This is a genomic window from Frankia sp. AgB1.9 (assembly GCF_016786355.1).
In the GTDB taxonomy this organism is placed as follows: Bacteria; Actinomycetota; Actinomycetes; order Frankiales; family Frankiaceae; genus Pseudofrankia.
In genome coordinates this window covers 21187-35657 of sequence record NZ_JADWYX010000061.1, presented here as the reverse complement: position 1 = coordinate 35657, position 14471 = coordinate 21187, and the positions used below count along the sequence as shown (strand labels likewise).

General features: G+C 74.7%; 8 protein-coding genes and 1 pseudogene. 3 read left to right on the top strand and 6 right to left on the bottom strand.

Annotated elements, in window-relative coordinates; all coding sequences use genetic code 11:
• Positions 1 to 14: 14 nt before the first annotated feature.
• The 6 genes and pseudogenes from I6A60_RS23545 to I6A60_RS23525 form a co-directional block, all read right to left on the bottom strand.
• Complete coding sequence (locus I6A60_RS23545; protein ID WP_307873824.1) at positions 15 to 1682, bottom strand: AMP-binding protein; 1668 nt, start codon at positions 1680 to 1682, stop codon at positions 15 to 17.
• A complete protein-coding gene (locus I6A60_RS23540) occupies positions 1679 to 6757 on the bottom strand; it encodes a salicylate synthase (protein WP_203042742.1) in 5079 nt (1692 codons plus the stop codon). The genes I6A60_RS23545 and I6A60_RS23540 overlap by 4 nt, the downstream gene beginning before the upstream one ends.
• Positions 6754 to 7011 (bottom strand): MbtH family protein, encoded by a 258-nt coding sequence (locus tag I6A60_RS23535; protein ID WP_203022582.1) that lies wholly within the window; start codon positions 7009 to 7011, stop codon positions 6754 to 6756. The genes I6A60_RS23540 and I6A60_RS23535 overlap by 4 nt, the downstream gene beginning before the upstream one ends.
• Before the next feature lie 139 nt (positions 7012 to 7150).
• Positions 7151 to 7939, bottom strand: a complete 789-nt coding sequence (locus I6A60_RS44150) for an ATP-binding cassette domain-containing protein (protein ID WP_374487262.1) — start codon at positions 7937 to 7939, stop codon at positions 7151 to 7153.
• An 18-nt stretch (positions 7940 to 7957) separates the two neighbouring features.
• Positions 7958 to 8839, bottom strand: a pseudogene (locus I6A60_RS44145) (ABC transporter transmembrane domain-containing protein); the annotation flags it as partial.
• A complete protein-coding gene (locus tag I6A60_RS23525) occupies positions 8832 to 10592 on the bottom strand; it encodes an ABC transporter ATP-binding protein (RefSeq protein WP_203022580.1) in 1761 nt (586 codons plus the stop codon). The gene I6A60_RS23525 and the pseudogene I6A60_RS44145, both read right to left, overlap by 8 nt.
• A 431-nt stretch (positions 10593 to 11023) precedes the next feature.
• Between I6A60_RS23525 and I6A60_RS23520 the strand changes: the two genes are divergently transcribed.
• The 3 genes from I6A60_RS23520 to I6A60_RS23510 are packed head-to-tail and all read left to right on the top strand — an operon-like array spanning position 11024 to position 14467.
• The gene (locus tag I6A60_RS23520) at positions 11024 to 12325 is read left to right on the top strand and encodes a lysine N(6)-hydroxylase/L-ornithine N(5)-oxygenase family protein (protein ID WP_203022579.1); all 1302 of its coding nucleotides are present in this window, start codon (positions 11024 to 11026) and stop codon (positions 12323 to 12325) included.
• A 4-nt stretch (positions 12326 to 12329) separates the two neighbouring features.
• Positions 12330 to 13385, top strand: a complete 1056-nt coding sequence (locus I6A60_RS23515) for an iron ABC transporter permease (RefSeq protein ID WP_203022578.1) — start codon at positions 12330 to 12332, stop codon at positions 13383 to 13385.
• Entirely contained in the window at positions 13382 to 14467 is a 1086-nt protein-coding gene (locus I6A60_RS23510; protein ID WP_203022577.1) for an iron chelate uptake ABC transporter family permease subunit, read from the top strand. Before I6A60_RS23515 ends, I6A60_RS23510 begins: the two co-directional genes overlap by 4 nt.
• Positions 14468 to 14471 lie beyond the last annotated feature (4 nt).

The following is a 14471-nucleotide window of genomic DNA, read 5'->3' as shown; positions in this document are numbered from 1 at the left end:
CGGAGGGGCCGGCGCTAGCCGAGGCGGCGCCGCAGCTCCCGCTTGTCGATCTTTCCGACGGGGGTGAGCGGCAGCGCGTCGACGACCGTCAGCAGGTCGGGGAGCATGAAGCGGGCGAGCCCGCGCGCGCGCAGAAAGGCCTTGACCGCCTTGAGGGTCGGCGCCGCCCCGGGAACCGGGACGATCACCGCGCGGACGCTCTCACCGACCTGCTCGTCGGGTGCCGCGATGACGGCGGCCTGGGCGATCGACGGGTGCGCGAGCAGGTGCTCCTCGAGCTCGGTCGCGGAGACGTTCTCGCCGCCGCGGTTGATGACGTCCTTGATGCGCCCCTCGACGACCAGGTTGCCGCTCGGCGTGAGCCGGACGAGGTCGCCGCTGCGGTAGAAGCCGTCCGGGGAGAAGGCCGTCGCGTTGTGCTCGGTGGCCCGGTAGTAGCCGCGGATCGTGTAGGGGCCACGGGTCCACAGCTCGCCGACGGCGCCGGGCGGCACGTCGGCGCCGTCCGGGCCGACGACCCGGATCTCGTCGGCGGCGGCGAGCGGCCGGCCCTGGGTGGTGAAGGCCAGCTCCTCGTCCTCGTGGAGGCGGGTGTAGTTCAGCAGCCCCTCGGCCATGCCGAAGACCTGCTGGACCCGGGCGCCGAGCGCCTGCGGGATGCGCCGGGCCAGCTCGGCGTCGAGCCGGGCGCCGCCGACCTGCAGCAGGCGCAGGCTCGACGTGTCGGGCCGCTCCCACTCCGCGGCGTCGACCCAGATCCGGGCGAGCGCCGGCACGAGCGCCGTCACCGTCACCCGTTCCCGGGCGATCAGGCCGAAGGCGGTCTCCGGGCTCGGCGAGACCGCCAGGACGACGGTCGCGCCGACGCCGAGCGCCCCCAGGATGCCCGGGCAGGCCAACGGGAAGTTGTGCGCGGCGGGCAGTGCGACCAGGTAGGTGTCCGCGGCGGTCAGCCCGCACAGCCGGGCGCTGGCCTCGGCGTTGTAGCCGTAGTCCCAGTGGGTGCGCGGGATCAGCTTGGGCTTGCCGGTGGTACCGCCCGAGATGAGCAGCACCGCGACGCCGGCCGGGTCGGGGGCCGGCGGCACCGGCCGCGCCGTACCGTCGGCCCGGGCGGCCGCTCCGGCCGCGGCCAGCGCTTCCAGGCTGGTGAACGGGCCCGGAGCCCCGGCCACCAGCACCTGGCGGACGGACGGGACCGCGGTGACGATCTCCTGGGCCAGCACCCGGTGGTCGAAGCCCTCGTGCGTGTCCGGGATCGCGTAGGCCACCGCGCCGGACAGCCGGGCCAGGTGCTCGATCTCGACCCGGCGGTGCGCGGGCAGGGTAAGCACCGGGATCGCGCCCAGCCGGCACAGCGCGAACAGCAGCGTCACGAACTCGGCCCGGTTCGGCAGGTGGACCACCACGCGGTCACCGGCGGTCAGGCCGGTCCCGGCGAGCCCGGCCGCCAGGTCGTCGGCGGCCTGGTCGAGATCCGCGTAGGAAAGCCGGACCGGACCGGCGACGAGGGCGGTGGCGGTGGCGTACCGCTCGGCCCAGCCGCGCAGCCGCTCGCCGAGCGAACCGCCCCGCCAGTAGCCCTCCGCCACGTAGCGGTCGGCTGCCTCGGCCGGCCAGCGAACCCAGTCCGCCGCCGCGCCCGGGTCGGCCGCGGTCTCGGTGACCAGTGGGGCGCTCACCGGTCCGTCCCGGCGTCCGCGCCGTCGAGCAGCCGGGCCTCGATCTCCTCGTCGGACAGCGACGCGATCTCCCAGGCGATCGAGGCGACCCGGTCGAGCCGGCCCGGCGTCGTCTCGGCCGCGCGCAGCTGCTCCGCGAGCCCGGCCACCGTCGGAGCCGCGAACAGTGCCCGGACCGTGACCTCGCCGGTGTCGAGCTCCTCGCGCAGCCGCGCCACGACGGCGGTGGCCAGAACCGAGTCGCCGCCGAGGGCGAAGAACTCGTCGAGGACACCGCACTCGCCGACGCCCAGCACCTCGCGCCAGACCGCGAGGATCACCCGCTCCAGGTCGGAGCCCGGCGGCCGCGAGGACGGGCGCGGTGCGTCCAGCTCCCGGGCCAACAGCGCGCCGACGGCCTTGCGGTCGATCTTCCCGTTGGCGCTGAGCGGCAGCTCGGCCACGACGACCACCCGGTCGGGGACCATGTGCGGCGGCAGCACGGACCGCAGCGCGGCCCTGATCGCCGCCGGGTCTGCCTGCGGCTCGGCCGCGACGACGGCACCGAGCGTGGCCGGGCGGCCGTCCGCGCCGGCGGTCAACGCGGCCACCCCGGCCCGGACACCGGGCAGCGCCGCCAGGGCAGCCTCGACCTCGCCGAGCTCGACCCGGAAGCCCCTGATCTTGACCTGGTGGTCGCGGCGGCCGAGGAACTCGACCGTCCCGTCCGGCAGGTAGCGGGCGAGGTCGCCGGTGCGGTACCAGCGCTCGCCGCCGTGGGTGACGAACCGGTCGGCCGTCCGCTCGGGGTCGGCCCGGTAGCCCCGGGCGACGCCGGCGCCGCCGATCCACAGCTCGCCGGCCACGTGGTCGGGGCAGTCTCGGCCCAGCGCGTCGACGACCCGCAGCCGCACGTTGCGCAGCGGGGTGCCGTACGGGACCGAGCGCCATTCCGGGCGCGCCGCGCCGCCCACGACCTCGCAGATCGTCGAGTGGATGGCGGTCTCGGTCGTGCCGCCGAGCGCGAGGAACCGGCAGCCGGGAACGGCCGCCGCGAGCCGGGCCGGCAGGTCGACGCCGACCTTGTCCCCCCCGAGCAGCACCGCGCGCAGGCTTGTGCCCAGCGGCGTGCCGGTGGCGAGGACGAGGTCCAGCACGGCCGGCACGCAGTTGAGGATCGTGACGCCGTGGCCGGCGATCAGGTCGGCCCACCGGGCCGCCTCCCGCCGAGACTCCTCGTCGACGAGGACCACCGCGCCGCCGGCGGACAGCGGGGCGAACAGGTCGAACACCGACAGGTCGAAGTCGAGCGCGGAGACGCCCAGCGTCCGGTCCTCCGGGCCGATCCCGAGCCGTTCGACCAGGTCGTCGAGGGTGTTCATGGCGGCCCGGTGCCCGACCTCGACGCCCTTGGGCTGCCCGGTCGACCCCGAGGTGAACAGGACGTAGGCCGGCTCGTCGAGGCGCGCCGGGTCGTCGGCCGCGCGCAGGACGAGGCCGGCCACCGGGTCGCCGGTGGCCGCGGCGAGGGCGTCGTCGAGGCGCAGTGGGGTCACGCCGGCCGGCCAGTCGGAGCCCGGCCGGTCCGTGAGGACCGTGCTGAAGCCCGCGGTCGCGACGATCCGCTCGATCCGCGCGGCCGGCTGGTCGACGCCGATCGGCACGTAGGCCGCGCCGGCCGCGAGCGCGCCGAGCACGGCGACGACCTGGTCCGGCCCCTTCGGCAGGCTGACGCCGACCAGGTCGCCCGGCCGGACGCCACGGGCGGCGAGCGCCCCGGCCGCGGCCGTGGCCCGCGCGGCGAGCTCGCCGTAGGACAGCGACCGCCGTTCCGGCCCGGTGCCCGCCTCGTCCCAGAGCAGGGCCGGCGCGTCCGGCTGGAGCGCCGCCGTCGCGAAGAACCCCTCGTGCAGCAGCCGGGTGGACGCCGGGCCGGCCACCGCGCCGACCCGGCGGCGCACGTCCCGCACCGAGGCGTCGAGCAGCCCGTCGACGGGCTCGTCCCAGATCGTGGTGTCCGGCAGGCTGGTGGTGGCCGGGCCCGGCTCGGCCAGGCCGCTCACGAGTCGCTCGAACGCGGCGAACATCGCGTCGACGACGCCAGGCGCGAACGCGCCCTCGCGGATGTCCCAGTTGACCAGCAGCCCGCCGTCGAGCTCGGTGACCTGGGCGTCCAGCAGGACCTGCGGGCCCTGCGAGATGATCCACACCGGCCGGCCGAACTCCCGGCGCACCGGGGCGTCGAACAGCTCGCCGAGCCCGAGCGCGCTGGTGAACACGACCGGCGCGAGGACAGGCTCGCCGTGGTGGCGGCCCAGGTCACGCAGCACCTCGACGCCGGAGTAGTCGGCGTGGGCCGCGTCTGCGTGCAGCCGGGTCTGGACCCGGCGGGCCCGGTCGACGAACGGCACCCGGTCGGTCAGGTCGATCTCCAGCAGCACCGAGCTGGTGAAGTCGCCGACGATCCGGTTGACGTCGGGGTGCAGCTGCTCGCGGTCGAACAGCGGGACGTTGAGGAAGAACCGGGGCTGGGCGCTCCAGCCGCCGAGGACCTCGGCGAACGCGGTCGCGACGGCCATCGCCGGCGTGACGCCGTGCCGGTGCGCGGCCCGGTCGAGGGCCGCGCGGGCCGACGGCGGCAGCCGGAAGTGGCGCCGGGACACGCGTGGCGCCGCGGCCGGGCCATCACCGCCAGTAGGTCCGTCAGCGCGTGTCGGACCTTCAGCGCGTGTCGGACCTTCAGTGGCCGGGGCGAGCGCGAGCTGGGGCGGGCCGGGCAGGCCGGGCAGGCGGTCGAACCAGGCGCGCCGGGCCCGGGCCGCCGCCTCGCCACGGGCGGTCCCCCGCTGGCCGAGGCGGGCGGCCGCCCGCTCGGCGCGGTACCGGCGATAGCTGTAGGCCGGCGCCGGCGCGACCGTGTCCGGGCGGCCGTACAGGTCGGCCAGGTCGGCCAGCAGGACGCGGTAGCTGACCGCGTCGGCGGCGACCATGTCGACGTCGAGATGCAGGCGGGTCGTCCCGTCCGGGCGCAGGCTCAGCTCGGTGGCGAAGACCTCGCCGCGCTCGATGTCGAGCCGCTGGTGGGACAGCCGGTCGCGGACGGCGGCCAGCCGCCGCTCGGCGGCGTCGTCGTCGTCCAGGTCGCGCAGGTCGTGAACGGTCAGGCCGCGCCAGCCGGCGACCTGCTCGACGACCTGGCCGCCGAGGTCGGTGACCCGGGTCCGCAGCGCCTCGTGCCGCTGGATCAGCCGCTCGACCGCCGCGGCCAGCCGGGCCGGGTCGACCCCGTCGCCGTCGAACTCGCTGTACAGGTGGGCCGCGACGCCGCCGTAGGACTGCCCGGCGCCGCGCCCGATCCAGTAGGCGTGCTGCATGACGGCCAGCGGGAACTCGCCGTCGCCGTCCGCGCTCACGGCGGTCTCGCCCGGCCCTGCGCTCACCGGGCTGACGGCGGCAGGCGCGGGCTCGGCGACGGCCACCGGGGAAGCCACTGTGGAAGCCGCAGCGCGTCGGACGGAGAGCAGCTTGAACCAGCCGTCCAGGGTCGGGTTCTCGGCCAGCTCGGCGAAGTTCACCTCGAGGCCGGCCCGCCGCCACTGCCCGATCGCCCGGATCAGCGCGATCGACTCCAGCCCACGCTCGAACAGGTTGTCGTCGTCCCCGAGCGAGGCCGGGTCCTCCTCGATCAGCTCGGCGACGGTGCGTCGAAGCGCCTCCAGCTCGTCGCCGGTGCCGGCCGCTCCGGTGCCAGCCGGAACGGGCTGGGCCGGGACGAGGAAGCGGCTGACGCTGCGCAGCTTCTCCCGCGTCTCCTCCAGCTCCCGTTCGGGGCGGGACGCGCCGACGATGCCGGCGCCGGCCCGCAGCCAGGTCTGTCCGCCGCGCTGGAAGACCGTCCGCAGGACGAGGGCGGCGTCCAGCGCGCCGTCGGCGGTGGCGCTGATCACGGCGCCGCTGTAGAGGCCACGCGGCCGCGACTCGTAGCGCCGGATCGCCGCGCAGGCGAGGTCCTTCGGCACGCCGGTCGCCGTGATCGACGGGAAGACGACGGCCAGCGCGTCCCAGGCGTCCCGGTCGGAGGTGAGCCGGCCGCTCACCCGCGAGGCCAGATGCTGGACGCTGCCCCGCTCCAGCACGTTCATGAACTCGTCCACGACCAGGGTGCCCGGCGCGCACAGCGGCCGCAGCTCCTCCTGGGCCGCCTGCACCGACACCGCGTGCTCGTAGATCTCCTTCGGGTCGCGCAGCAGCGCCTCGCGCCGCCCGCGGTCGCCGCCCGCGCCGTCGGGGTCGGTGCCGGTGCCGTCGAACGCCGCGGTGCCCGCGAGCGGCTGGGTGGAGACCCAGCCGCCGGTGTCCACCTCGACGACCATCTCCGGGCTGAAGCCGATCGCGCGCAGGCCGTCCAGGTCGAGCAGGAACGAGCGGGCCGGCGTGTTGCCCCGCCGGCCGCGCTCGAAGCTCGCGACCAGGTCGATCTCGCCCTCGACGGGGACGACCCGCGAGAGAATCACCTTGCGCAGCCGGCCGGCGTGGATGTCCTCGACGGCGCGGGCGACGATCCGCCGGTACCCGTCGGCGTCGTACTCCAGGTCGGCCAGCGGCCGGGGCTCGGCGCGCTCGGGGGCGACCGGGCCGCCGACCAGCTCGGCCAGGACGTGCAGGTCGGCCGGGTCGACCGCGCGCAGCAGCGCGCCGGTCGCCGACAGCCGCGCCTCGCGGGCGGGGATGACCAGGTGGACGAGCGGGTCGGGGCCGACCGGGCCGGTCAGGCCGAGGGTGCGCGGGCCCAGCTCGAAGCCGGCCCAGCCGCAGGCCCGCCAGTCGGCGACCGGGACCCCGGCCAGCACCCGGGCCAGGACCCGCAGCGGCTCGTCGTCGACCGGCTCGACCCGCCAGCGTTCCCCCACCCGGTAGCGGATCTCGTCCCAGTACAGGACGATCTCGGCCAGCGCGCCCGACCCGCAGAGCCACTCGCCGTCCCGCTCGTACACGGAGACCGGCCCGGCCGCGCGGCGGGCGAAGGACACCGCCACGGCGAGCGGATCGCCGCCGAGCGGCACCGTCCGTTCGCGGTAGACCACCGGGGCCGTCATCGCGACGCGCCGGAGTCGGCACCGTCGCGGGTGCCCTCCGTGGCGAGCGCCATCCGGGCGATCAGGCTGACCGGCCGCAGGTCCGTCCAGTGGGCCTCGACGTACTCCAGGCAGTCCGACCGGCTCGCGGCGCCGTGCGCCGTCGTCCAGCCGGTCGGGACCGGCGCGAACGTCGGCCACAGCGAGTGTTGGCCCTCGGCGTTGACCAGGACGTGGAAGCTGCCCATTTCGTCATCGAACGGGTTGGTCGACATGAGGTGCCGTCTCCTTGGATCTCAGCCGTCTACTTAGGTCTGCCTTACTTTAGGCAAGTAAGGTTTACCTAAAACGCACATGGTTGTCTACCCCTAATGCGTCGCCGGGCTTGCCCCATTTCGACGCCGGGGGTGGGGGTCAGTTCAGGCGGCCGCTTTCGACCCGGACGATCCGCGGTAGGCGTTCGATCGTGGTGGGCCGATGCGCGATGACGACCAGGGTTCGGCCCGGCCGAAGCCTTTCCACCGCTGTTTCCAGCCGCCGAGCGGCGTCCGGATCCAGGTCGGCGGTCGCCTCGTCGAGCAGCAGCACCGGCGGGTCGACGAGCGCGGCCCGCAGCAGGCCGACGATCTGCCGTTCGCCGGCGGACAGCCGGGAGCCGCGCGTGCCGACGTCCGCGTCCAGGCCGCCGAGCCGGGCCGTCCAGTCGCCCAGGCCGAGCAGCTCGACCGCGCGCTCCATCGCCGCCCGGTCCGGCTCCCCCGGCGCGAGGGCCAGGTTCTCGGCCAGCGTGCCGGTGATGATGTGCACCTGCTGCGGGATGAGCACGATGCGGGCCCTGATCTGGTCCGGGTCCGCTAGGCGCAGGTCGACGCCGCCGTAGCGCACCGTTCCCACGTCTGGCTGGTAGAGCCCGGTGAGCAGCTTCGCCAAGGTGGTCTTGCCCGACCCGGTGACGCCGACCAGGCCGGCCCGGTCGCCGGACGGGAAGGTCACCGAGACGTCGCGCAGCACGTCCGCGCCCTCGGCGTAGCCGAAGCTCAGCCCGTCGGCGACCAGATCCCCCCGGGCCGGCAGTTCGGTCCCCGTCAGCAGCTCGGCTGGGGCGCGGCCGGCCGGGGCCAGCGCGTCGAGCAGGTCCGTCAGCCGGGCCAGCCCCGTCCGGGCGAGCTGCGCCTGGCCGGCCAGGCCGGACAGCGTCAGCATGCTCTCGAACAGGTTGCGGGTCGCGACCACGAACACGACGACCGTGCCGACGCTGAGCTGACCGGCCCGCACCAGCCAGACGCTCAGCAGCAGCAGCGCGGCGGTGGCCAGGCCCTCGATCATCCCGAACAGCTCCAGCCGGCTCTGGACGGCGATCGTCCGGTCGGCCGCGCGGAGCAGCTCGTCGTTGTCGCCCTGGAAACGGCGGACCCACTCCTGTGGACGGCCTGGCGCGACCAGCGCCTCGTGCGCGTTGAGCGTCTCGGTGAAGGTCGCGGTCATCGTGGCGTCCGCCGCGGCCTGGCGCCCGAACGCCCGCGGCGCGCCCCGGGTGAACCAGGCCACGACCACGATCGCGACCGGCATGAACAGCGCGAGCAGCAGCAGCGCGAGCAGCCACGAGTAGGCCAGCAACAACGCCGTCGTGAGGGCCACGGTCAGGCCGAAGCCGAGCAGGTTGGGCAGCTGGTCGCGCAGGAAGAGGGTCAGGTCGGAGATCTCACCGGTCGACCGGCGCAGCAGGTCGCCGGTGCGGTGGGCCTCGATGAACCGCAGCGGCGCGCGGGCGAGCCGGTCGACGACAAGGTCGCGCAGCCCGCGGATCGTCCGCTCGCCGGCCGCCGAGAGCAGTACCTCCGACGAGCGCAGCAGCACCATCCGGGCCAGCACGAGCCCGGCCATCAGCGCGACCGCCCACCAGAGCCGACGCTCGTCGCCATCCGTGACCGCGTCGACCCCGAGGCCGATCGCGGGCGCGATCCCGACCACGGCCGCCGAGCTGGCCACGTTCGCCAGCAGTGCCGCGGCGAAGATCGCCCGGTGTGGCCGCAGGTAGGGCCAGAAACGGCGGAACACCCGCGCGGTCGACGGATCCTCGGCCAGTTCCCGGATCTCAGCCATTGCCGCCACCCACCCGGACGATCTGCTCATCGGTCGTCTGTTCGTCCGTCGTCTGTTCGTCCGTCGTCTGTTCGTCCGGCGCGGATCGCGGGGCCGGCCCGGCCGCCACCGCGGGAGAGCCTGGTGGCTCCAGCCGCAGCACGCGGTCGGCCGCGGCCAGCACGCTCGGCCGGTGCGAGATCACCAGCAGCGCGGTCCCGGGTGCCCAGGCCCGCAGCCGCCGCAGGATCGTGGCCTCGGTCTCCGCGTCGACGGCCGCCGTGACGTCGTCGAGGATCAGCACGTCCGGGCGGCCGACCAGGCCCCGGGCCAGAGCCAGCCGCTGCGCCTGGCCGCCGGAGACGCTCGCCCCGCGTTCGCCGAGCTCGGTGTCGTAGCCGTCGGGCAGGCTGTCGACGAACTCGTCGACGGCGGCGACGGCGCACGCCTCCCGCAGCTCGTCCAGGCCGAGCTCTCGCCCGACCCGCAGGTTGTCCGCGACCGTGCCGGCCAGGATCAGCGGCCGCTGCGGCACCAGGCCGACCCGGTTGGCCAGCTCGATCCGGGAGACCCGCCGCAGGTCGACGCCGCCCAGGCTGACCGAGCCGGTCGCCGGGTCCTCCAGCCGGCACAGCAGCCGGGCCAGCGTGGTCTTGCCGCTGCCGGTCGGGCCGGTCACGGCGACGAACTCGCCGGGACCGACGCTCAGGTCGACCGGGCCGAGCACCAGGCGCCCGTCGTGCCTGGCCGTCACCCCGGCGGCCACCAACGCCGCGTCCGGCGGCGGGTTCTCCGCGTCGGCGGGGTCGTCGTCGGTGCCGGGGGTGTCGAGGATCTCGGCGATGCGCCCGGCGGCGACCAGCGCCTGGCCGCGCTGGGAGAGCAGGTCGACGGCGATCGTGACGGCCAGGGTCAGCGTGGTCATCCAGGAGGTGAAGGCGACCAGGCCGCCGACGGTGAGGCCGCCGTGCAGGACGGCCAGCCCCCCGATCGCGAGGCCGGCCGCGATCGCGAGCCTGGGCACGGCCGGCGGAACGGCCGACCACGACGCGGAGATCCGCGCGGCGGTCATCGTGTGGTCGGTGACGGTGGCGCTGCGCTCGTGGTGGCGACGCACGAGGGTCGCCTCGCCGCCGAGCCCACGCACCGCTGCGCTGGCCGACAGCAGGTCCTCGACGGCGTCGGCCCGGTCCGCGAACGCCGTGGAGAGCTTTTCGTTCGCGGCGTCGAACCGGCTGGGGAAGTAGGCGTTGGCCAGCGCGACCAGCGGGATCGTGGCCACCCCGACGACCAGCAGCGGCCACTCCAGCAGGGCGAAGGCGGGCAGCACCAGCACGATCGTGACCACGATCCGCACCCAGATGGCGAGGCTCTGCACCCACAGCCGGATCAGGTCGACGTCCCGGGTGGCCCTGGTGGCCAGGTCGCCGTGCCCGTACCGGGCCAGCGCCGGGCGGTCGAAGGCCGCGACCCGCTCGACCAGCGCGGCCCGCAGCGCGTGCGAGACCCGGTTCGCGGCCCGGCCCGACCAGCGCAGCCCGCCGACACCGCCGAGCATGAACACCACGGCGACCAGCGCCGTCGGGACAGCCCAGGTCAGCGTGCCGCGCACCGAGTGCGCGGTGACGCCGCGGTCGAGGGCGCGCTGGACGCACCACGGGAGGGCGAGCATCGCGGTCTGCTGGACGACGGTGGCGGCCGCGCCGAGCGTGAGGTCCCCCCGCCGCCTGCGCAGTTGCGTTCGCAACAGCCGGCTGCCCGTCGAGCTGTTCAACCCAGCACCGTCCTGACGGATCGTGCCCGTGTCGTCCGACGACCCGCGCACCCGACAGGGCTCGCGACGGGGTGAGCCCGCGGCCCGCACGCTCGGCGACAGCGGGCGGCGACTACCTACCCGAAGAAGTTAGGTATTCCTAACCTAAGTTCAAGTGGATCGTCAACCCATCCGGCCGGGGCAACCGTCAACTACATCATGTGTCCCGAGTGTCACGATGTGTCTATATGCTAAGGATAGGTTAACTTACGCCCCGGGCGCCGCCAACCCCTAGGGCTGCCAGGTCGGGGCGCCCCGGCAGCCGCCGACGACACGGGCTTGACACCCCGCGAGGCCGCCCCGAATATAGGTAAGGTTTCCCTTAGTAGATCTTGCGTACGCTTCTCGTTACCGACGGGAAAGGGCGGCGCCCACGGACCGGAGGATCTGGCGTGGTGAGAGGTCCGGCGTCCACGGACATCGGCATTCTGGACATCGTCGGAATTGGATTCGGTCCATCGAATCTGGCACTGGCCATAGCGGCGACGGAGCACAACGCGCAGGTTCCGCCGGAGGCGGCCCTGACGATTTCGTTTCTGGAGCGCCAGCCGCGGTTCGGCTGGCACCGCGGCATGCTCCTCGACGGGGCCACGATGCAGGTGTCCTACCTGAAGGACCTGGTGACCCTGCGCAATCCGGCCAGTGATTTCAGCTATCTGTCATTCCTGCACGACCGCAACCGCCTGGTCGACTTCATCAACCACAAGACCATGTTCCCGCTGCGGGCCGAGTTCCACGACTATCTGGAATGGGCGGCCCGCCGGGTCGACGGCCTCGTCGAGTACGACACGCGGGTCGTCGACATCCGGCCCGTCCTGGTCGACGGCGAGGTCACGATGGTCGACGTCGTCGCCGTGCGGGGCGAGACCGGGGAGACGGTCGTGCGCCGGGCCCGGGGCGTCGTCATCGCCGCCGGGCTGGAGCCGGTGCTGCCGCCGGGCATCGAGCAGTCCGAGCGGGTCTGGCACAACCATGACCTGCTCGGCCGGGTCGAGCGGCTGCCCTCGATGGCGCGCGACCGGTTCGTCGTCGTCGGCGCCGGCCAGAGCGCGGCCGAGGTCACCGAGTTCCTGCACACCCGGTACCCGCGCGCGGAGGTCGTCGCGCTGTTCTCCCGGTATGGCTACAGCCCGGCCGACAACAGCGCGTTCGCGAACCAGATCTTCGACCCGACCGCCGTGGACGACTTCTACGCGTCGCCGCCGGCGGTGAAGGACCTGCTCAACGGCTACCACCGGTCGACCAACTACTCGGTGGTCGACATCGACCTCATCGACGAGCTCTACCGCCGGGTCTACCAGGAGAAGGTGCAGGGCCGGGAACGGCTGCGGATCATGCGGGCGTCCCGGATCGCCGAGCTGCGCCCGATCGAGGCCGGCGTCGCCGTTGACGTCGAGTTCCTGCCGACCGGCAAGCGGGAGACCGTCGAGGCGGACGTCATCGTCTTCGCCACCGGGTACAGGTCCCGGGACCCGCGCCAGCTGCTCGGCGCCATGTCCGGGTACTGCCTGGACGACGCGGCCGGGAAGCCAGCGCTGGACCGCGACTACCGGATGGCGACGACCCCCGACGTCCAGGCCGACCTGTATGTGCTCGGGGCGACCGAGCACTCCCACGGCATCTCCTCGACCCTGCTGTCGAACGTCGCCGTGCGGGCCGGCGAGCTGGTGCGCTCGATGGCCTGCCGAAGCTAGCCGCGTGGACGTCATCGACCGGCCTCGGCCGGCCGCACCGGCGGCGCCGGTCCGGCGCGGCGGCCGGACCGGAGCGCGGGTCACGGGCCTCGCCGCCGCGGTCGCCGTGCTCGCGTTCGTCGCGATGGCGAGCCTGGCCGTCGGCGCGAAACCCATCCCGCTGGGCACCGTCGTCCACGAGCTGTTCCACTACGACGGCTCGGGCGACGGGGTGATCATCCGGACCCTGCGGGTGCCCCGCACGCTGCTCGGGCTCACGGTCGGCGCCGGGCTGGGGCTCGCCGGGGCCGTGATGCAGGCGCTGACCCGCAACCCGCTCGCCGACCCGGGCCTGCTCGGCGTGAACGCCGGCGCGTCAGCGGCCGTGGTCGTCGCCATCGGCGCCCTCGGGCTGCACTCGCCGGCGGCCTACGTCTGGTTCGCGCTGGCCGGGGCCGCGATCGCCGCGGTCGCCGTCTACCTACTGGGCGCGCGGGGCCGCTCGACGGCCACCCCGGTCCGGCTGGCACTCGCGGGCGCGGCCGTGAGCGCGGTGCTGATCGCGCTCGTCTGGGGGCTCGCCCTGACCAACCCGGCGACGTTCGACGGCTACCGGTTCTGGGCGGTCGGCGGGTTGGCCGGGCGCAACCTCGCGGTCGTCTGGCAGACGGGGCCGTTCCTGCTGGCCGGTGCCGTGCTCGCGCTCGGGCTCGCCCGGCCGCTGAACGCGATCGCGCTCGGCGACGAGGCCGGCCGGGCGCTGGGCGTCCACCTGGGCCGGACCAGGGTCCTCGGGATCAGCGCGACGACCCTGCTGTGCGGGGCCGCCACCGCCGCGGCCGGCCCGATCGGCTTCGTCGGGCTGACCGTCCCGCACGTGGCCCGCGCCATCACCGGCCCGGACCAGCGCTGGGTGCTGCCCTACTCGATGGTCCTCGCGCCGATGCTGCTGCTGGCCGCCGACATCGTCGGCCGGGTCGTCGCCCGTCCCGGCGAGATCGAGGCCGGCATCGTGACGGCCTTCGTCGGCGCGCCCGTACTTGTGTTGCTCGCCCGCCGCCGACGTCTGGCCGCGCTGTGAGCAGCAGCGTCGTCGACGTCCGCGCGCCGGGACGCGCCGCCCACGGCCGGGCCCGGGTCGTCGGCATGCCACGGGGGCGGGTGTCGCTGCTGGTCCCGGTCCGGTCCTGCGTGGTCGGGGCCGCGCTGGTCGGGCTCATCGTCGCCGTGGGCTGCGTCGCACTGACCACGGGCGACTACCACATCCCGCTGCCCGACGTGGTCCGCGCCCTGCTCGGCGGCGGCGACAGCTCGACGCACTTCATCGTGATCACCCTGCGGCTGCCCCGGCTGCTGACCGGCGTGCTGGTCGGCGCGGCGCTCGGGGTCGGCGGCGCGATGTTCCAGAGCCTGTCGCGCAACCCGCTCGGCTCCCCGGACATCATCGGCTTCGACACCGGCGCGGCGACCGGGGCGCTGCTGGTCATCCTGGTGGTGCACGGGACGATGGCCCAGGTCGCCGCCGGGGCCGTCGTCGGCGGCGTGGCCACGGCGCTGCTGGTGTACCTGCTGGCGATGAAGCGCGGGGTCCAGGGCTACCGGCTCATCCTGGTCGGGATCGGCATCGCGGCCATGCTCTCCTCGGTCAACGACTTCCTGCTGACCAGGGCCAGCATCAACGACGCCCAGTCGGCGGCCGTCTGGCTGACCGGCAGCCTCAACGGCCGCGGCTGGGAGCACGTCCGCCCGGTCGCCCTCGCGGTCGCCGTGCTGCTGCCGCTGGCCAGCTGGCTCGGCCGCGACCTGCGGATGCTGGAGCTCGGCGACGACACCGCCCGGGCCCTGGGCGTCCACGCCGAGCGGGCGAGGGCTGCCTCGGTCGTCGTCGGGGTAGGGCTGAGCGCGGCCGCCACCGCCTGCGCGGGACCGATTGTGTTCGTCGCGCTGGCCGCGCCGCAGATCACCCGGCGGCTGACGAAGCTGCCCGGGCCGAACATCATCCCGTCCGCGCTGACCGGGGCCCTGCTGCTGACGGCGAGTGATCTCGCGGCGCAACGGGCCTTCGCGCCGACCCAGCTTCCGGTCGGCGTCGCCACCGGCGTCGTCGGCGGCCTCTACCTCGCCTGGCTGCTCAGCCGGGAGTGGCGCCAGGGACGTGGCTGACGGA

What these genes read in the sequence shown, in the direction of transcription:
- I6A60_RS44150 (WP_374487262.1), bottom strand. Translation starts at nt 7,939, where the DNA reads ATGCTGACGCTGTCCGGCCTGGCCGGCCAGGCGCAGCTCGCCCGGACG.
- I6A60_RS23535 (WP_203022582.1), bottom strand. Translation starts at nt 7,011, where the DNA reads ATGTCGACCAACCCGTTCGATGACGAAATGGGCAGCTTCCACGTCCTG.
- I6A60_RS23540 (WP_203042742.1), bottom strand. Translation starts at nt 6,757, where the DNA reads ATGACGGCCCCGGTGGTCTACCGCGAACGGACGGTGCCGCTCGGCGGC.